At 64.9% G+C, this 17,844-nt stretch carries 18 protein-coding genes; 10 read left to right on the top strand and 8 right to left on the bottom strand.

Annotated elements, in window-relative coordinates; genetic code table 11:
- The first annotated feature begins 42 nt into the window (after window positions 1–42).
- Window positions 43–528 (top strand): carboxymuconolactone decarboxylase family protein, encoded by a 486-nt coding sequence (locus ACVWY6_RS15540; protein WP_400721962.1) that lies wholly within the window; start codon window positions 43–45, stop codon window positions 526–528.
- A 28-nt stretch (window positions 529–556) separates the two neighbouring features.
- On the opposite strand, the gene ACVWY6_RS15535 is transcribed toward ACVWY6_RS15540, so the two are convergent.
- Window positions 557–916 carry an Rv2640c family ArsR-like transcriptional regulator gene (locus tag ACVWY6_RS15535; RefSeq protein ID WP_116916239.1) on the bottom strand — a complete coding sequence of 120 codons (360 nt, stop codon included), beginning with the start codon at window positions 914–916 and terminating at the stop codon, window positions 557–559.
- Window positions 917–1,013: 97 nt separating this feature from the next.
- Between ACVWY6_RS15535 and ACVWY6_RS15530 the strand changes: the two genes are divergently transcribed.
- Window positions 1,014–1,493, top strand: coding sequence for an ArsI/CadI family heavy metal resistance metalloenzyme (locus tag ACVWY6_RS15530; protein WP_457539215.1), 480 nt, complete (start codon window positions 1,014–1,016; stop codon window positions 1,491–1,493).
- 158 nt (window positions 1,494–1,651) lie between these two features.
- On the opposite strand, the gene ACVWY6_RS15525 is transcribed toward ACVWY6_RS15530, so the two are convergent.
- From ACVWY6_RS15525 to ACVWY6_RS15500, 6 genes are all read right to left on the bottom strand, one after another.
- Complete coding sequence (locus ACVWY6_RS15525) at window positions 1,652–2,068, bottom strand: arsenate-mycothiol transferase ArsC (RefSeq protein WP_400721957.1); 417 nt, start codon at window positions 2,066–2,068, stop codon at window positions 1,652–1,654.
- A gap of 10 nt (window positions 2,069–2,078) precedes the next feature.
- Entirely contained in the window at window positions 2,079–3,185 is a 1,107-nt protein-coding gene (arsB, locus tag ACVWY6_RS15520; protein WP_457539213.1) for an ACR3 family arsenite efflux transporter, read from the bottom strand.
- A complete protein-coding gene (locus ACVWY6_RS15515; RefSeq protein ID WP_457539212.1) occupies window positions 3,182–3,568 on the bottom strand; it encodes an ArsR/SmtB family transcription factor in 387 nt (128 codons plus the stop codon). The genes arsB and ACVWY6_RS15515 overlap by 4 nt, the downstream gene beginning before the upstream one ends.
- A gap of 86 nt (window positions 3,569–3,654) precedes the next feature.
- Window positions 3,655–4,707: an acyl-CoA dehydrogenase family protein gene (locus tag ACVWY6_RS15510; protein WP_457540172.1), complete on the bottom strand. Its 1,053-nt coding sequence runs from the start codon at window positions 4,705–4,707 to the stop codon at window positions 3,655–3,657.
- A 27-nt stretch (window positions 4,708–4,734) separates the two neighbouring features.
- Complete coding sequence (locus ACVWY6_RS15505; protein ID WP_457539211.1) at window positions 4,735–7,278, bottom strand: putative PEP-binding protein; 2,544 nt, start codon at window positions 7,276–7,278, stop codon at window positions 4,735–4,737.
- Complete coding sequence (locus ACVWY6_RS15500) at window positions 7,275–7,988, bottom strand: hypothetical protein (RefSeq protein WP_457539210.1); 714 nt, start codon at window positions 7,986–7,988, stop codon at window positions 7,275–7,277. The genes ACVWY6_RS15505 and ACVWY6_RS15500 overlap by 4 nt, the downstream gene beginning before the upstream one ends.
- A gap of 159 nt (window positions 7,989–8,147) precedes the next feature.
- On the opposite strand from ACVWY6_RS15500, the gene ACVWY6_RS15495 reads away from it, so the two are divergent.
- Together ACVWY6_RS15495 and ACVWY6_RS15490 are read left to right on the top strand one after the other, a co-directional pair.
- Window positions 8,148–9,581 (top strand): aldehyde dehydrogenase family protein, encoded by a 1,434-nt coding sequence (locus tag ACVWY6_RS15495; protein ID WP_457539208.1) that lies wholly within the window; start codon window positions 8,148–8,150, stop codon window positions 9,579–9,581.
- A 57-nt stretch (window positions 9,582–9,638) separates the two neighbouring features.
- A complete protein-coding gene (locus ACVWY6_RS15490; RefSeq protein ID WP_457539207.1) occupies window positions 9,639–10,112 on the top strand; it encodes a nuclear transport factor 2 family protein in 474 nt (157 codons plus the stop codon).
- Here the strand turns inward: ACVWY6_RS15490 and ACVWY6_RS15485 are convergent, their stop codons facing one another.
- On the bottom strand, window positions 10,113–10,634 hold the full coding sequence (locus ACVWY6_RS15485) for a VOC family protein (protein WP_457539205.1): 522 nt from the start codon (window positions 10,632–10,634) through the stop codon (window positions 10,113–10,115). It lies immediately after the preceding gene.
- 239 nt (window positions 10,635–10,873) lie between these two features.
- On the opposite strand from ACVWY6_RS15485, the gene ACVWY6_RS15480 reads away from it, so the two are divergent.
- The 6 genes from ACVWY6_RS15480 (at window position 10,874) to ACVWY6_RS15455 (ending at window position 17,799) form a co-directional block, all read left to right on the top strand.
- On the top strand, window positions 10,874–12,394 hold the full coding sequence (locus ACVWY6_RS15480) for a sugar ABC transporter ATP-binding protein (RefSeq protein WP_030166490.1): 1,521 nt from the start codon (window positions 10,874–10,876) through the stop codon (window positions 12,392–12,394).
- Between the two features lie 120 nt (window positions 12,395–12,514).
- Entirely contained in the window at window positions 12,515–13,537 is a 1,023-nt protein-coding gene (locus ACVWY6_RS15475) for an ABC transporter permease (protein ID WP_051721164.1), read from the top strand.
- Window positions 13,538–13,599: 62 nt separating this feature from the next.
- Window positions 13,600–14,724: a sugar ABC transporter substrate-binding protein gene (locus ACVWY6_RS15470; RefSeq protein WP_457539202.1), complete on the top strand. Its 1,125-nt coding sequence runs from the start codon at window positions 13,600–13,602 to the stop codon at window positions 14,722–14,724.
- A 92-nt stretch (window positions 14,725–14,816) separates the two neighbouring features.
- Window positions 14,817–15,677, top strand: a complete 861-nt coding sequence (locus tag ACVWY6_RS15465; RefSeq protein WP_457539200.1) for a sugar phosphate isomerase/epimerase family protein — start codon at window positions 14,817–14,819, stop codon at window positions 15,675–15,677.
- Window positions 15,678–15,772: 95 nt separating this feature from the next.
- Window positions 15,773–16,747, top strand: coding sequence for a TIGR03621 family F420-dependent LLM class oxidoreductase (locus ACVWY6_RS15460; protein ID WP_457539198.1), 975 nt, complete (start codon window positions 15,773–15,775; stop codon window positions 16,745–16,747).
- A gap of 5 nt (window positions 16,748–16,752) precedes the next feature.
- Window positions 16,753–17,799 (top strand): zinc-dependent alcohol dehydrogenase, encoded by a 1,047-nt coding sequence (locus ACVWY6_RS15455; protein ID WP_457540171.1) that lies wholly within the window; start codon window positions 16,753–16,755, stop codon window positions 17,797–17,799.
- Window positions 17,800–17,844: the final 45 nt, after the last annotated feature.

Raw genomic sequence — 17,844 nt, 5'->3', positions numbered from 1 at the left:
CGCATTCCGCGACAGACACCATCTCAAGTGAGGACATGATCAATGGTTGCCCGATTCGACATGCTCGACAATGACGTCGCCGCGAAGTTCAGCAAGCGGTTCCTCAACGCCGGCCTGGTGATCGACGATTCGCCACTGCCGAGATCGACCCAGGAACTGGTCAAGATTCGCGCCAGTCAGATCAACGGGTGTGGATTCTGCACGGACATGCACACCAAGGAGGCGGCCGCGGCCGGGGAAACATCGACGCGGCTCAATTTGATTGCCGTCTGGCGTGAGGCAACCGTGTTCACAGACGCCGAGCGTGCTGCGTTGGCCCTCACCGAAGAAGCCACCCGACTCGCCGATCTTCACCGTGGCGTCCGCGATGAAACCTGGGCGGAGGCGCGCAAACACCATGACGACGATCAGGTTGGCGCCCTGATTTGTCTCATCGCATTGATCAACGCAGCCAATCGGATCAACGTGATCGTGAAGACGCCGGCAGGCGGCTATGTCCCAGGCATGTTCGCGCAGATGGCGAACTGATCGGTGCGTGTGCGGCCGGGCGACGCGCTCAGCGGCAGCAGGAGGGGTCGAGAACCTGCCGCAGGGCCTGCAACGCGTCGGTGTGGGCGCGGTAGTAGACGTTCATGCCGCGTCGCTCCGGCCGCACCATGCCCGCCTTCTTGAGCTGTCCGAGATGGTGACTGACCGTCGGCTCGGACAACTTCACGGCCGTGGCGAGGTCGCAGGTGCACACCTCACCCGACTCCGCCGTGAGGAGAATCGACATGAGCTTGATCCGCACCGGGTCGGCAAGTGCCTTGAGCCGCAACGCAACTTCCAGCGCGGCCGCATCGTCCATTGGTGACGCCGAGACCGGCGCGCAGCAGATGGGTGCCGTCATGTCGATCACCGGAAGAGTCTTGGGCATGCCCGAACTCTACCGACTTCCTTGACATATGTCGAAAAGGTAGCCAGTGTGGGGTGGCAAGTAATTCGACGTATGTCTCACAGGTGGAGGTCAAACCATGTCCCGTATGCAGCTGGCACTCAATGTTGACGATCTGGACCAGGCGGTCGCGTTCTACTCGAAATTGTTCGACGTCCCGCCGGCCAAACTCAAGCCCGGATATGCGAACTTCGCGGTGACCGAACCGCCACTGAAGTTGGTCCTGCTGGAAAACCCGGGCAAGGGTGGAACGATCAACCATCTCGGGGTCGAGGTGGAGTCGAGCGAGAAGGTTCACAACGAAATCGCCCGACTCAGTGGCGAAGGACTCTTCACCGAAGAAGAGATCAACTCGACATGCTGCTTTGCCACCCAGGACAAGGTGTGGGTGACCGGCCCGGCGGGTGAAAAGTGGGAGGTGTACACCGTCCTCGCGGATTCGGACACGTTCGGCACCAGCCCGAAGTTGTTGTTGGACAGCAGTACCGAGGCGAGCCCGACTGATTCGGTGTGTTGCGGTTCAGCTGCAGGGGAAGATCCCAGCAAGTCCTGCTGCTAGTTGGTTCGCTCCTGGTCCGCCCCGCTCGGTGTGCTGGCTCTTGCTCGCCCCGCAGACTGAGCCGACCCGCGACCGGCTCGGGGTTCTCGCTGTTGCTCGGCCTGTAGTGCGAGCGTGTGCGGGTTTCGTGAGCTGCCCACCAACCCCGCTCGAACAGCTCAGGTCAATCGGGCGATGAGGTCGGTGACCCGGGTTGCGATGTCGTCGCGGATCACGCGCATCCGGTCGATGCCCTCGATCCCCCGCAGTGATGGCTCATCGGTGTCCCACACCTCGAGTGTCGTTCCCTCGGGAGGGTTCACCTGCGCGGCTGTCCCGACGACCACGGTCACGTCAGCGGCGCGCATCAGGTCGTCGGTGAGCTGGCGGGGCCGGTGATCGGAGACATCCGCCCCGACCTCGGCGAGAGCCTGGGCGGACAGCTCGTTCACCCGGCCATCGACCTTCGCATCCGTGCCCGCTGAGCCTGCGGACAGCTTGGCGCCGGCGATCTTCTGGGCGAGGCCCTGCGCCATCACCGACTTGCCCCTGTTGCTCACGCATACGAACAGCACGCTGGGAACCCTGTTGGCCATTGGCCTTTTGTCAGACATTGCCCGTCACGCCCTCTGACCGGGAGGAAGGCTGCGGGGTGAAGCGTCGACGCAGGGCGAGCGACACGTACACCAGTGCGACGAGGACCGGCACTTCGATCAAGGGCCCGACAACGCCGGCGAGCGCTTGCCCCGACGTGGCGCCGTAGGTGGCGATGGCGACGGCGATGGCGAGTTCAAAATTGTTGCCCGCCGCGGTGAACGCGAGTGTGGTGGTGCGTGCGTACCCCAGCCCCATCGCAGCCCCGAACGCGTATCCGCCACCCCACATGACCGCGAAGTACACCAGTAGCGGGAGCGCGATCCGGACCACGTCGAGAGGCTGCGACGTGATCTGATCACCCTGCAACGCAAAGAGAATGACGATCGTGAACAACAGCCCGTACAGCGCCCAGGGGCCGATTCGCGGTAGGAAGGTTGTCTCGTACCACTCTCGGCCTTTGCGCTTCTCGCCGAGATAACGGGACAGGAACCCGGCGATGAGCGGGATTCCCAGGAAGATCAGCACGGATTGCGCGATCTGCCAGGGCGACGCCTCGATGGTGGTCTGTTCCAGGCCCAACCACCCCGGGAGTACTGAGAGGTAGAACCACCCCAGCACGGCGAACATGACCACCTGGAACACCGAGTTGATCGCGACCAGCACTGCGGCAGCTTCGCGATCACCGCACGCGAGGTCGTTCCAGATGATCACCATCGCGATGCACCGTGCCAGCCCGACGATGATGAGGCCGGTCCGGTACTCGGGCAGATCTGGGAGGAACAGCCATGCCAGGGCGAACATCAGTGCCGGGCCGATCAGCCAGTTCAGCACCAACGAGGCCACCAGCAGTCGTTTGTCGCCGGTCACGGAGTCGAGACGGTCGTAGCGGACCTTGGCGAGCACCGGGTACATCATGATCAGCAACCCGATGGCGATGGGCAGCGAGACGCCGTCGACCGAAATCGCGGACAGCGCGTTGTTCAGTCCGGGGATCAGCCGGCCGAGCGCCAGGCCGACGACCATCGCGACGCCGATCCACACCGGCAGGAAGCGGTCGAGTGTGGACAGCTTCGCGACGACCGCCGGTCTGTCGACCGCGTTTGTCGCCGTGTTCACGATGTCACCAGAGCCTCATCGACGGTGTGCAAGAGATCGGACATGTCGAGTGTCGCCGAAAGCTGTTGCAGCGTCGCAGGTATCACCCGGTAGTAGACCCAGGTCCCGCGGCGCTCACAGTCGAGCAGGCCGGCCTGCCGGAGCACCTTCAGATGATGCGAGATCGTCGGCTGGGACAGGTCGAATGAGTCTGATATGTCGCAGACGCATGCTTCGCCGCCGAGGTGACTGGCAATCAGGCTCAGCAGCCGCAGCCGTACCGGGTCTCCCAACGCCTTGAACATGCGCGCCAGCTGGACGGTGCGGTCCATGCTGAGCGGTTCGTGGACCAAGGGCGAGCAACAGGCTTCATCGCCGGACGGGTTCGGACTTTGATTCGACACCGATCTATATTGACAGGTGTCGATGCAGTGCGCCAAATGAACATCGGGCGAACGCGTCGGCCGCGCCTCTCCCTGTGGTCAGGCGTTCACCAGGCCAGAGCCGTGGCCAGTCGCTCGCGATGCATGGCACTGCCGCCGAGCAGTTGGGCGTCGGCGCGCGCTCGACGAAAATAGAGATGGCAGTGGTGTTCCCACGTGAAGCCGATGCCGCCGTGTAACTGCACGGCTTCGGCACTCACTTTCCGGTAGGCGTCCGAACACCAGGCCCTAGCGACGGCCCCGGCCTCGGTCCGGTCATCGGACTCGACTGCGCGGCTCACTGCCGAGCGACTCGACTCGACGAGGACAAGCAGATCCGCGAGGGTGTGTTTGACGGCTTGGAAGCTGCCGATGGCCCGACCGAACTGCCGGCGCTCTTTCACATAGTCGACCGTGTGATCGAGGCTGGCCTGAGAACCGCCGAGTTGCTCGGCTGCCAGCACGATGCACGCTGTATCGAGGGCCGGAAGCACTGCAGCAGAGGCATTTCCACCGGTGGTGAGCCGGATCGCCGGGACGGCAGCCAGATGGACCGAGGCCTGAGCGCGCGTGAGGTCGAGGGTTTCAATGGGATGGACGCCCACGCCGGCTGTGGCCGCCGCGACGACAAAGATGTCGGGACCGTCTGCGGTGTTCGCGGCGACGACAATCCATGTCGCTCCCGCGGCGCCGAGCACGGCCGGGGCGTGTCCGTCGATCACCCAGCCACCGTCGACTTCGGTTGCAGCGAAGAGCAATTCGGCAGCCGACCACCACCCCCGTCGGTCGAGCCCTGCGAATGCCGCAGGCGCTCCCTCGGCGATCTCCGTCAGGACGTCGTCGGGGGGCGTGGGTGTGCCCAGTAGGACCTGGCCGGCGATGACGGTGGAGAGAAAGGGGACCGGCAGCAGTGCGGCACCGAGCTCTTCGGCCACCACCGCCAGTTCGGGGAGACCACCAAGACCTCCCAGGTCTTCGGGCAAGCCCAGTGCGCCGATGCCGATCTGCTCGGCCAGCACCGACCACGCTCTGGCATCCCAGCCAGGGCCGTCGGCGTCCAGCCGACGGCACAGGGCCGGCCCGCCGAGGTCGGCAGCGGCATCACGGACTGCAGTACGCAGGTCATCGAGTTCGGTACTCAGCGCCCATCACCTGCTTTCGAGTGCCGCGTGCGCAGCAGCCAGCCGGGCCACCGGGACACGACGCGGCGAACACGAGACATAGTGCAGTCCAACAGAATCCAGGAAGGCGATCGACGCAGGATCGCCGCCGTGTTCGCCGCACACGCCGAGCTTCACCTCGGGTCGTGCCTGCTGCGCACTGCGGACGGCCATCGAGATCAACGCCCCGACACCATCGGTGTCCAGTACGGCGAAGGGACTGTCGTCGAGCAGTCCGTGTTCGAGATAGTGGGTGAGCATGGTCTTCTCGACGTCGTCCCGCGAGAACCCATAGGTGAGCTGCGTCAGATCGTTGGTGCCGAACGAGAGGAACTGCGCGTCTTCGGCCAACGATTCGGCCAGCAAGGCGGCGCGGGGTGTCTCCACCATGCTGCCCACGAGATACGGAATCGTCACGCCGGTGTCCTGCTCAACATCCGCTGCGGCCGAACGCACCTGCTCGATTGCTTTGGACAGCTCGCCGGGCAGTGACACCAGCGGGATCATCACCTCGAGTTGTGGTTGCAGCCCTTCGCCGTTCACGGTCACCCACGCCCGGAACAGCGCCTCGGCCTGTGCCGGATACAGCTTCTGTTGCACCATCGCGAACCGCACACCCCGCAATCCGAGCATCGGATTCGATTCATGGGTGTCGGCGGCGCGCTGGGCTTGCGCCTCGTCGCGGTACTCGCCGTCGGCAGGCAGGAACTCGTGGAGCGGAGCGTCGAGAAGGCGAACCGTGATCGGCCGGTTCCCGACCACTCGCAGCAGGTCGGTGAAGTCGCTCTGCTGGGCCGTGGTGAGAGCGGCGATCGCCTCGATCTCTTCAGCCTCCGATTCTGCGAGTACCAGGCGCTGCACCAGAGGAAGCTGATCGCCGAGGAACTGATGTTCGGTGCGGCAGAGGCCGATTCCCTCGGCGCCGAGCCGAAACGCCGTTGCGGCGTCCTCGGCGTTGTCTGCATTGGTGCGCACCCTCAGGCGCCGGATCTCGTCGGCCCACCCGAGCAGTACCTCGAGTTCGGCCGATGGCTCGGCGGGGCGGATCGTCACGGTGCCGCAATACACGTCTCCGGTGCGCCCGTTGACCGACACGGTGTCGCCTTCACGGAGCGTCACCTCACCGGAGGTGACCGTGCCGGCGTTCGCGTCGATTCGTAGCGTCGTCGCTCCGCAGACAGCCGGGCGTCCGGCCCCCCGTGCGACAACCGCGGCATGCGATGCCAGCCCGCCGTTCGATGTGACCACCGCGGTGGCCGCGAGCAGGGCAGGCACGTCTGCCGGGCTCGTCTCGGATGCGACGAGGATGACGTTCTTGCCCTGGCCTGCGAGCGCAATCGCGCGGTCGCTCGACAGAGCGATCTCACCGATCGCAGCGCCGGGAGAGGCCGGTAGCCCGCGTGCGAGCAATTGTTCGGACCCGGTCAGTTTGAGCTGGGCGTGCAGGAGGTCTTGCATCAGGTCTGGTTCGAGCATGCGAACGGCTTCGCTGCGGTCGATGGAGCCTGCGGTCGCGAGATCCACCGCGAGGTGCGTGATCGCGCGTGGGCCGGGGTGTTCGACCGCCTGGGCACTCAGCAATGCCAGCTGGCGGTCTCGCACCTCGAACTCGACCTCTGCGACTCCACGCAGATGCGGCTCGAGGGTTGCGAAGATCTGGTCCAGGATCTGGACGCCGCCCGGTGTCTGGTCAAGGGGGTCACCGGGGCCCGGATTCGGGTCGGCCCGGCGAACGCCGAGATGAAAGACTCCGTGGGGTGCGAAACGGCCGGTCTCGAGGTCGCGGCTGATGGCCGATCCGTACCCGGACTCGTTCCACGAGCCCAGACGCAGCGCTCGGACATGCAGGGCGATCCCGAGATCGTCGGGGAGCGACAACGCCCTACGGGCCCGCTGGCCTCGAGGTGACGCCCACCGAGCCAGCATCGCCGTGGCCGCCAGGCCCAGTTGTTCGGCCGGGTCGGCGGGGAAGGGTGCACCTGTCGATTCTTCGATCAGCTCCAGCAGTGCGGGCACCTGGGCCCTGCTGTCGGGATGGTCGTCCGCGAGGTCGTCGAGGTCATCGACATCCACGTCGAGCGCGTTCTCGGCGACGAACCGCAGATTCGCGGCCCAGGAGTCGTAGATGTCGCGTTCGCGTCCGATGACTTCCACCAGCGCGTCGATGTTCCGGCTGGACAAGCCGATGACCGAGATGGCGGGCGGTAGAGCCGACACGGGTACGGGGGCGCTGCAGCGTAGATGCATGAGCATGGGCCGACGCTCTGTACGCACAGCCGGCCAGATGCCTCGGACCGCGAGCTTTTCGAGCAGGTCGATCGCCGTGGTGGCGGTCTGGTGATCCTGCAGGCCGGATCCGGCGCCGATCGGCACCGTCAATCCTGGGACGACGGGCAGGCCGAGGGCGACGAGGTTGTCCATCTCGACGCCGTGCACGCCGAGCACGTCTGCGCCGAGTCCGCGGGCACGTCCCTGGCCGTACGGGACGGCGGCGCGGGTCGTTGCCGGGAATGTGTTCTCCGACAACGTCATCGGGATGAACCCGAAACGAGCTCCTCCTCGAGTGCCTCGTCCTCGGCGCGGGTGACACCGAGCATCATCAGAACGTGCTGGTGCAGCCACATCCAGACGGTGTGGTAGCCGTCGGTGAGGGGTGAGGTGAGGGATGCGGTGTCGCCGTCGTCGAACCGTTCGAGCGCGACTCCGAGACGGTCGCGGTATTCGGTGAGTTCGGGGGCCTGTTTGCCTGCCCGCCGCAGCATCTTCGAGACCGCCGAGTGGATGTCGTCGAGTCGATCCCGGATGGAGGCGTCGTACTGGGCGTCCGAGTGGTCGTTGGCCGAGCCGTCCGGTCGGCACTGCCACGCGGTGCACAGTTCACGCAGCTGCCGGTTGACGGGAAGAAAGGCGTGGAGGAAGTCCCGCACGGCCTGCTCCTGCGCGCTGCTCTCCGGCAGACGGACCAGGCGGCCTGCCTCAGCAATACCCGCGGGGGTCGGCATCACCATCGGACCCTTGGCGATGGCATGCCCGGCGTCGACGACTATCTGCAGCTCAGGGGCGATCGGCCCACGGGACATGCCCTTAACAACAAGATTGACCAGCTCGGCTGACGCGGTGGCCGGTGCAGAGTTGTTGATCGCGAGGTCGTTCATGGTGCTCCTCGAACGGGTCCCGGCTGCGGGACGGCGGATGGCGAGAGTGGTCGGTGCCTCGCTCTCGGAGACTGTGACCGTGCTCATAACGTACCCAAATAGTAGTGGAAGTCAAGAAAGAACGCCGAAACTATGTACAGACTTGAAACCGAATAGTTACTTGACACCGAATCCGTAAAGTAGTTTACGCTGGCTGTGATGGTCGCCACTCGGTGTTCATCGCACGACGAAGTGGAGGCGCCCCCAATGGACGATCGCACCGAGCTCTATATCGACGGCGCGTGGGTGCCGTCGGACGGTGGAGGCACGATCGACGTCTTCGAGGCGGCCACCGGCGGCCTGCTGGCCCGCGTCCCCGCAGGTACAGAAGCTGATGTCGACGCTGCGGTGGCAGCGGCAAAGAGGGCGTTCCCGTCGTGGTCACAATCGCCGGTGGCCGACCGCGTTGCGCTGCTCCGACGCTTCGCCGACGAACTCCTGCAGCGCGAGGACGAGTTGGCCGAGACGATGGCGCGAGAGGTCGGAACCCCCATCGCGCGGTCACGGAGCGTGCAGGTGGGCCTGGGCGTGACGATCTTCCGAACGATGGCCGACGTCCTCGAGACGCTCCCGATGGAAGAGCGGCGCGGAACGTCGTTGATCCTCAAGGTTCCCGCAGGTGTGGTCGGTGCGATCACTCCGTGGAACTACCCCCTGTACCAACTGGCGGCAAAAGTTGCCCCGGCGATCGCGGCAGGATGCACCACCGTGGTCAAGCCCAGCAGCGTTGCTCCGCTTGCTGCCTTTGTGGTCGCCGACATTGCCCACGCCATCGGATTGCCGCCTGGCGTCCTCAATGTGGTGTCGGGTTCTGGTGGCCGAGTCGGCGAACGGCTCGCCGGGCACCCGGACGTCGATCTGGTGAGCCTCACCGGGTCGACATCTGCAGGAGCTCGAGTCGGCCAATTGGCTGCAGCCGGAATCAAGAAAGTGACTCTCGAGTTGGGAGGGAAATCGGCGTTCATCGTGGCCCCGGATGCGGACATGGACGCGGCGCTGAACGCCGCTGTTCGTAGTTGTTACGTCAACAACGGCCAGACCTGTACGGCCACCACCCGGTTGCTCGTCCCGGCCGACCGACTCGACGAGGTGGAGCGGCGACTGGTGGAGTTGGTCGGCTCTCAGACGATCGGCGACCCCCTCGACGAAACGGTCGATGTGGGACCGATGGCCTCGCGGGAACAGCAGCAGTCGGTGCTCAAACATCTCGCGGACGTGCCGGCGGATGCGAAGTTCCTGGTGGGCGGCCCCGGCGACGTGGACGGGCTCGATGAACGACTGCGGTCGGGCTACTTCGTGCGTCCGACCGTGGTCAGTCGCGTGGACAACAACACCCCCATCGCCAGGGACGAAGTGTTCGGCCCGGTGCTTGCCGTCCTCACCTATCGGGACATCGACGACGCCGTCGCGATCACCAACGATTCCGAGTACGGGTTGTCGGGTGCGGTGTTCGCGGCCGATGACGACCAGGCCATCGCGATCGCCCGGCGCCTGCGCACAGGGCAGGTCTCGATCAACGGCGGGCGGTTCAACGCCATGGCCCCGTTCGGCGGCATGAAGAAATCGGGCATCGGACGTGAACTCGGTCCCGATGGACTCGACGAGTACTTCGAGAAGATCTCACTCCAGCTGCGTGGCTGACGCGCTCCCCTCAACGCCCCCGCTGCCCTGAACGAACCTGTAGACAAGGAACCGACGATGACCGAGACGGCACATGTGGAGATCACCCGCTTGATGGCAAGGTTCGCGCGGGGTATCGACCTGCGGGACTGGGATCTGTACCGCTCTGTGTTCACCGATGAGATCGACGTCGACTACACGAGCTATCGCGCCGGGAACGAAGGTCGCTTTCGCGCCGAGGACTGGGTGCAACGCGGACGAATGCTGTTCCCGGGTCTGGCTGCATCCCAGCACTTCCTGTCGAACCTCGACATCGACATCGACGGCGAGGAGGGCACGGTGACCTCTTACGTGCGGGCTGAGCACGTACTGCCCAACACCGCCGGAGACGCGATGTTCACGATCGGCGGCTACTACACCGACGGGGTGGTGCGGGTTGGCGGAGAGTGGAAGATCCGGAGCAAAAAGCTCACGGTGCTGTGGAACTCTGGTAATCCGCAGGTTCTCGCACTTGCCCGCGATCGGGCCGCCGAGCTGCTGGCGGCCGCCTGATCACATTTCACGCACGGGGTCTGTGCCGTCCCAGTTCACGGCGGCATCGGCGACCGTCCGATACAGGCGCAGGATGGACGGTCTGGGTTCGTAGATCTCCACCAGGTGGCCCAGTTGCGGACGGGCATCGTGAAAGGCGAAGTCATTGCCGTTCGGGGTTGTTGCAGAAAGTATTGCCGGCCAACCTGATTCGGTATACACGCGCTGCTGCTCGGCGAACGACTCCACCATGATCGCCACGTGATGCACTCCGCCCCGTATGGAGGTGGTGGCCGCGAACGCCGCGGGCTCTGCGGTGTGGGTCTGCACCAGTTCGATCTGCAATCGACCCCACTGGCCGTAGGCGGATGAGTGGTCGAAAGCGCCCGGCAGGCCGTCGGGGCCCAGGGCGCCGGTGATGCGGTTGCGACGCACGAAAAAGGGCCCGGCGCCGAGCCGCGCCGCGAAGTCCTCGGCAGCGGACGCGACATCGTCCACCATGTACGCGATTTGTACGACGGTGCCCAATTCGACATCGATCACAGAACGCCACTCTCCTCTACCACTCGGTAACTTCTATCTGACTGTAGATACCTGTTGTCGCAACAATGCCGGGTTTCCGGCGGTGACGCGGGACAGCTGCCGCGGTGTGCATGAATCTCCCGGTCAGAGCGGGAAATAACAAATTAAGCAAACGCTGGACATATCCATGTACATACTTCACTATGATCCAGGTAACACAAGTGATGTTCAAGTAACTCTCCTCACGTAGGTAGGCCAACATGACAGACGCGCTCAGCATCAGCGGCCTCTCGAAAACTTTCGGCGGCCAACGAGCCCTCGATGGTGTCGATCTCTCGCTCGCCCCCGGTGAAATCCGTGGACTGGTGGGGCAGAACGGGTGCGGTAAGTCGACACTGATCAAAGTTCTTGCCGGATATCACGATCCGGACCACGGTGCGAAGATCACCGTGGCGGGAAATGAGCTGAACCTCGGAGTCCCTGGTGGTGGGGAGGCCGCCGGGCTGCGCTTTGTCCACCAAGAACTGGGCCTCGTCGAGAGTCTGGATGTCGTCGACAACCTTGCGCTGGGCCACGGTTACAAGCGCACTGCGGTCGGCACCATCGACAACCGCGCAGAACGGGCCCAGGCCAAGGAAGCGCTCGCCGAACTCGGATTCGACCTGAACCTCAAGAAGCTCGCCGGTGCCCTCACCATGAGCGAGCGGACCATGCTGGCCGTCGCACGCGCGGTCCAGGGCCGCAGCGGCGACACCCACATTCTCGTGCTCGACGAACCGACCGCCAATCTGCCTGCGGCCGAGGCGGTTCGCTTGTTCGAGCTGGTCCGCAAGATCCGGGACCGCGGGGTGGCCGTACTGTTCGTCTCGCACCACCTCGGAGAGGTGTTCTCGCTGTGCGACAGCGTGACCGTGATGCGCGACGGCAGAGTTGTGACCACGCGACCCCTCGAGGGGCTCGATGAACCCGGTCTGGTGGAACTGATGATCGGCCGCCGAGTCGAGGAGTTCCTCGCCGAGCCCGAAGAGACAACACATGCCGGAGCGCCTGCGCTCGAGGTCGATGCGCTCACCTGTGGTGCCGCACACGAGCTCAGCTTTGCGATCCATCCCGGAGAGGTCCTCGGGATCGCTGGGATCACCGGTTCGGGCCGCGAACACATCGTCCCGGCGCTGTTCGGCGGCGAGAGCCGCGCAGGCGTGGTGACGATCGACGGCAAGGTCGTCGAGCAGGGCCGTCCCGATCTCGCGATGTCGGCGGGGATGGGTTGTGTTCCCGCCGAGCGTCTCAGCAACGCCGCGTTCGCGACCGCATCGTTGCGCGAGAACGTGTCCGTGGCCGACCCGTGGGCGTACACCAGCGGTGGCTGGCTCCGCGCGGGACGTGAGAAGTCCGATGTGGCAACGTGGCTCGAACGTCTCGGGGTGCGTCCGACCGGTGACACCGAGCGGGCCCTCGGCACCCTCAGCGGTGGCAACCAGCAGAAGGTCATGCTGGCACGCTGGCTGCGGCGCAATCCGCGTGTACTCCTACTCGACGAGCCCACCCAAGGGGTCGACATCGGCGCCAAAGCCGACATCCACGCGCTGATCGACGACGCCGCGGAGAAGGGTGCCGCCGTCCTGGTGGTCTCCACCGACCACGGTGAGTTGACGAGGCTGTGCGACCGCGTGATCGTCCTGTCCGCCGGACGGGTCGTGGACGATCTGCGCCGGCCGCGCATCGACCCCGATCGACTGACCGCCTCCACTCTCAAGAAGCCCGTACTCGCCGAGTCCTGAGCCCTGTGAGTCCTGACCCCCCGCGGCCGCCGTCTCGCGGCATCGCAGCGGACCCGATGCCCGATCCGCCGCAGCGACACCCCCTCTACCTCCGGGCACCACTTCGGTGAAAGGAACACCATGACAACACAATCCCCTGAAGAGACCGCGACATCACCGAAGGGTCCACCGCCCACGGGCGGCCATCAGGCTGGGCGCGGCAGGCGCAAGATCAACCTGGGTCTCGACCGGTTCAGCGGAATCTATGTGTGGGTTGCCATCATCGTGCTGTTCGCGATCTGGATCCCCGACACGTTCATGACCGAGGGCAACTTCCGGATCATCGCCGGCGACCAGGCGATCACCGCGATGTTGGCGATCGGATTGATCGTTCCCCTGGCGGCGGGAGTCTTCGACCTCTCGATAGCCGGCGTGATGGGCTTCTCGGTGGCGATGGTCTCGTACCAGCTGTCCAAGGGGATCAGTGCACCGATCGCGATCATCACCACGTTGCTCTGCGGGGCCCTGATCGGTGCGGTCAACGGGTTCGTGGTGGTCAAACTCAACGTCGACTCCTTCATCGCGACCCTTGGTATGTCGAGCATCCTTCTGGCAGGCACATATTGGGTCACCGACGGAAAGCAGATCACCGAGGGCTTCACCGACGGCTTCCTCGATCTGGGCAGCAAGCCCTTCCTCGGACTGCCCCTCCCGTTCTTCTACATGATCGCCGTCGCCGCAGTGATGTACGTGATCTTGGAAAAGACTCCCCTCGGCCGGTACCTGTACGCCACCGGTGGTAATCGCCAGGCGGCCAGGCTCGCCGGACTTCGGGTGGAGCGGATCATGTTCGGCGCGTTGGTCACCTCGGCGACCGTCGCGGCCCTCACGGGCGTCATCCTGGCTGCCAAACTGGGGACCGCCGCGCCTGACATCGGTCCCTCGTATCTGTTGCCGGCGTTCTCCGCGGTGTTCCTCGGTTCCACACAGATCCGGGCCGGAAGGGTCAACGTACTCGGCACGCTGATCGCCATCTACCTCCTGGCGACGGGCGTCAAGGGGTTGCAGCTCGCAGGCGCGCCCAGTTACGTCAACGACCTCTTCAACGGTCTCGCGCTCATCGTCGCCGTCGCGCTGGCGGCCCGCACCGCCCGTCGCGCCTGACGGCCCGGTCTCGAAACGTCTTCTCCACCCGGCCTATCGGCCACCCCTCGAAAGGAATCCATGTGAAAACGACAACCTGGACAAAGGCGTTCGTTGCCGTTGTCTCCGCGAGTCTGTTCGCCACCGCGTGTAGCAGCAGCGACGACGGCGGCTCCAGCCAGCCGGCAGACATCGCCGCCGCGCAGGCAGTGACCGATCAGTACGAGGCCGCGCCGGCCAACCTCGTGCTCGACACCCCGCTGAGCAAAGCCCCCGAAGCGGGCAAGTACGTCATCAGCATCGAAACCCCGCAACCGATCTCGAGTGCCAAGGACGACGCCATCCAGCAGGCTGCCGATCTGCTCGGCTGGCGGTACCAGCGGATCATCATGGGAACCGACGCAGAGGCCGCACCCAAGGCGATGGATCAGGCCATTGCGCTGAAGCCGGATGCCATCCACTTCTCGGGCACCCCGGTGTCGATGCTGAGCAAGCAGATCGAGTCCGCGAAGGCGGCCGGGATCACCGTGATCGCCGACAGTGTCGGTGACGAGCCGATCCCCGGCGTGATCTCCACATCCTTGGATGGAACTGCGCAGGTGCAAGAGTGGGGAAAGATGGTGGCCAGTCAGGTTGTCGTCGACAGTGAAGGCGACGCGAACGTCGCGGTCTTCACGATCACCGATTACCCGATCCTCAATGTCTTCACCGATGCCTTCACCGCGCAGATGAAGGCGCAGTGCCCGGGCTGCAAGGTGGAGATGGTCAATCAGCAGGTCACCGACCTAGGTACCAAGACCCCTCAAAGCGTGGTCAGCACGCTGCAGCGAGACCCGAACATCAACTACGCGGTCTTCTCGTTCGGTGACCTCGTGCTCGGCGTGGACGCGGCACTGCGAGGTGCCGGCCTGCAAGACCAGGTGACCTTTGCCGGTCAGACCCCCACACCGGACAACCTGAAGTCGCTGGAAGACGGTGACAACAGCGTGTGGGTCGGTTTCCCCGTGCAGATCCTCGGGTGGCGCGTGCTGGACATGTTGGCCCGCTCGTTCAACGGCGATGACCTCAAGCCCGCGGACGATGCATTCCTGCCGACCCAGCTCCTCAACAAGGACAACATCGGATCCGCGGTGATCGACGACAAGACCGGCTTCTATGTCGGAGTCGCCGACTACCAGGACCAGTTCAAGGCCCTCTGGAAGAAGTGATCTCTGTGTAGGTGAGGAACTGCCCGGGGCGAGCACCATGCCCCGGGCACTTCCGCGCCATCGGTGAGACGCCCCGAACGATCGGAACCCGTATGGAACAGCCTCCACAGCAACGAATCCTGTCGTTGTCACACCTCTCGGCGATTCACGTGCCGCCGCCCCAGTTCATCGAGAACGCCGCGGCGGCGGGATTCAACGCAGTCGGACTCCGGGTGGCACAGACACCACGAGACCGCGGGTTCCAGTTGCTGGAGGGTTCGGCTCTTCTCCGCGACACCAGGCAGGCGTTGCACGACAACGGAATGCGCGTCCTCGACGCCGAGGTGATCAAACTGCACCCGGGCAGCTCGCGCGAGGACTGGATGCATGTGCTCGAGGCCGGGCAGGCTTTGTCGGCGTCGTATCTGCTCGTGACCGTTCTCGATGACGACTACCAGCGGGCGACCACGCTGTTCGGTGAACTCGCGGCTGCCGCAGCCGATCATGGTCTGCGGTGCTGCCTCGAACCGATGATTTTCAGTGCCGTCCGCGACATGGATGCCGCGGCTCGCTTTCTGGCCGACACGGGTGAGGGCGGCTCGGGGATCCTGCTCGACGCGTTGCACGTTGCCCGGGCCGGCACATCGATCGACGACATCGCAAGACAGTCGCCGGACCTGTTTCCCTATTGCCAGTTGTGCGACGCACTTTCGGCCGAACCGGCCACCGATGAGAACGCAGCGATCACCGAAGCGCGCCAGCACCGGCTGGCGCCCGGTCAGGGTGTGCTGCCGTTGGCCGATCTGGTCCGCGCATTGCCGCCGACGGCCGCGATCAGTGTCGAGGCGCCGTCTGACCGCGGCTCCGCCGATCCCCGTGGGTGGGCGGCCGAGCTGGGTGCCGCTGCTCGTGAACTCTTCGAGTACCTGGACCGCGACCTGGATCTCGACCGAACGGCAGCTGCGGGTCACTAGCCCTGACCGACTGCGGACCGTTCAGGCCGCCAGACCAACAAGCCCATCGGCCCATCTGGACGACAAAGACACACAACAGGACGAAAGTGGAAGTCATGACACATCAGACCCGCCCGTTTCGATTCGCTGCGCAGGTCTACCGCGCGAACACTGGCAGACAGTGGCGCGATGTGGCCCACAAGGTCGAGGACATGGGCTATTCGGCGCTTCACGTCTCAGATCACTACATCGGGCCTGGCGCTGCCCTGGATCGCACCGGCCACCGGCCGGTGACGATGGCCCCGATCACGAGCATGGCCGTGGCGGCCGAGGTGACCGAGACCCTGAAGGTGGGGTGCCGAATGTTCTGCACCAGTTACCACGAACCGGTTGTGCTGGCCAAAGAGGCTGCAACGCTTGCGATGTTCGCGCCGGGCCGGATCGAGATCGGGTTGGGAGCGGGATGGCTGGGGGCCGAATACGAAGCCATGGGTATCGATTTCCCTTCGGCGGGGTCCCGGGTGGACCGTCTGGAGGAGACGATCGAACTCATCGTCCAGCAGTTCCGGGGCGAGCAGATCGACGTGGACGGCAAGATCGTCAAGGCCACGGGGTTTGCTCCGCTGCCCGTACCCGAGACCGCGCCCCCGATCATGGTCGGAGGCGGCGCTCGCCGGGTCCTGACGCTCGCCGGTAGGACCGCCGACATCGTGAGCATCAACTTCAACAACCGTTCGGGTGTCCTGGGTTCGGACAGTGTGCTCACCTCCACCGTCGAAGAGACCCACAAGAAGATGGGCTGGGTTCGGGACGGCGCCGGCGATCGGTTCAAAGACATCGAGATCGAGACCGGCGCGTATTTCGTGGCGATCGAGGGCAAGACCGACGTCACCGAAGAGGCCTTGATCGATCGCACCGGCTTCAGCCGAGCAGAGCTCCGGGCATTTCCGCATGCTCTCGTCGGGTCCGTCGATGACATCTGCGAGCAGCTCGAACAACGTCGCGAGGAGTTCGGATTCTCCTACTTTACGATCGGCGATAGGGCCTACGAACAGTTTGCGCCCGTGGTCGAGCGTATGAGCGGGAAGTGAAGAGCATGGTTACCGACGGACAGAACAAGTACGTACACATGGTTGCGCCGCAGACAGCAGAAACCGCGCTGGAGGCCGACCCGGTCCCAGCGCCGAACGGCGTGATAGTCGACATCGGCTATTGCGGAATCTGCGCCACCGATACCCACGGCTACGCATCCGCCGGCCTGCCGCCTGCCGTCTTCGGACACGAGTGGATGGGAACGATCAGCGCGGTCGGTGAGGAGGTCACCGGACTCTCGGTCGGGCAACGTGTGGTCGCCGGCGTCGGGCCGGCGTGTGGCCGGTGCGCTCAATGTCGCGCCGGGCATGCGGCTCACTGCGACCTCGCGTTCGCCGAAGCCAACGGGATCACCGACGACGCCCCTGTTCACGGCGGGTTCGCGACCAAGCTCAAAGTGTCTGCGCGCAGGGCCATTCCGATCCCAGACACGATCTCCGACGAGGAGGCGGCCCTGATGGAGCCGGCCACCGTCACCTTCCACGCGGTCAAGCGCGCCGGTATTCGCCTCGGTGCCGCCGTAGTGGTGCAGGGAGCGGGACCGATCGGTCTGCTCACCGCCCAGCATGCGAGGGTGGCGGGTGCCGGCAGGATCATCGTGAGCGAGCCTTCGCCCGCTCGACGCTCGGCGGCCGTCGATCTGGGGTTCACCGAGGTGGTCGAGCCGGGCGATCTGAAGGCGCTGCTCACCGAAGCCACCGATGGACTGGGTGCGGATGTGCTCTTCGAATGCACAGGCGTGGCCGAATTGCTCCAGCCCTCGGCCGAACTGGTCCGTCGAGGCGGAACCCTCGCATTGCTGGGCTACCCGGGTGCCAATTCGTCGGTGAGCTACGGAGACTGGCAGAGCCGAGAGCTGACGGTGATCGGTTCCCTGGCGTATTCGCACGAGGACTTCCTCGGCGCCATGACACTCATCGCCGCCGGCCGGGTGGATGTGCGCTCCCTGCACACGGGCACCATCGGCCTCGATGAGCTGGTACCCATGTTCGCCGAACTGGATTCGGGAAAGAGTCGTCACGCAAAGGTTCTGGTGGATCCGAGGAGGTAGTACGCGGGTGGTGGCCGACGGGTATGCCAGTCGCCACGGTTGCTG

The sequence above is a fragment of the Williamsia sp. R60 genome (assembly GCF_054063855.1).
The sequence above is the reverse complement of the archived record's forward strand: the minus strand, read 5'-3'. Positions and strand labels throughout refer to the sequence as shown.

What these genes read in the sequence shown, in the direction of transcription:
- ACVWY6_RS15540 (WP_400721962.1), top strand. Translation starts at nt 43, where the DNA reads ATGGTTGCCCGATTCGACATGCTCGACAATGACGTCGCCGCGAAGTTC.
- ACVWY6_RS15535 (WP_116916239.1), bottom strand. Translation starts at nt 916, where the DNA reads ATGCCCAAGACTCTTCCGGTGATCGACATGACGGCACCCATCTGCTGC.
- ACVWY6_RS15530 (WP_457539215.1), top strand. Translation starts at nt 1,014, where the DNA reads ATGTCCCGTATGCAGCTGGCACTCAATGTTGACGATCTGGACCAGGCG.
- ACVWY6_RS15525 (WP_400721957.1), bottom strand. Translation starts at nt 2,068, where the DNA reads ATGGCCAACAGGGTTCCCAGCGTGCTGTTCGTATGCGTGAGCAACAGG.
- ACVWY6_RS15505 (WP_457539211.1), bottom strand. Translation starts at nt 7,278, where the DNA reads ATGACGTTGTCGGAGAACACATTCCCGGCAACGACCCGCGCCGCCGTC.
- ACVWY6_RS15500 (WP_457539210.1), bottom strand. Translation starts at nt 7,988, where the DNA reads ATGAGCACGGTCACAGTCTCCGAGAGCGAGGCACCGACCACTCTCGCC.
- ACVWY6_RS15495 (WP_457539208.1), top strand. Translation starts at nt 8,148, where the DNA reads ATGGACGATCGCACCGAGCTCTATATCGACGGCGCGTGGGTGCCGTCG.
- ACVWY6_RS15490 (WP_457539207.1), top strand. Translation starts at nt 9,639, where the DNA reads ATGACCGAGACGGCACATGTGGAGATCACCCGCTTGATGGCAAGGTTC.
- ACVWY6_RS15480 (WP_030166490.1), top strand. Translation starts at nt 10,874, where the DNA reads ATGACAGACGCGCTCAGCATCAGCGGCCTCTCGAAAACTTTCGGCGGC.
- ACVWY6_RS15475 (WP_051721164.1), top strand. Translation starts at nt 12,515, where the DNA reads ATGACAACACAATCCCCTGAAGAGACCGCGACATCACCGAAGGGTCCA.
- ACVWY6_RS15465 (WP_457539200.1), top strand. Translation starts at nt 14,817, where the DNA reads ATGGAACAGCCTCCACAGCAACGAATCCTGTCGTTGTCACACCTCTCG.
- ACVWY6_RS15460 (WP_457539198.1), top strand. Translation starts at nt 15,773, where the DNA reads ATGACACATCAGACCCGCCCGTTTCGATTCGCTGCGCAGGTCTACCGC.
- ACVWY6_RS15455 (WP_457540171.1), top strand. Translation starts at nt 16,753, where the DNA reads ATGGTTACCGACGGACAGAACAAGTACGTACACATGGTTGCGCCGCAG.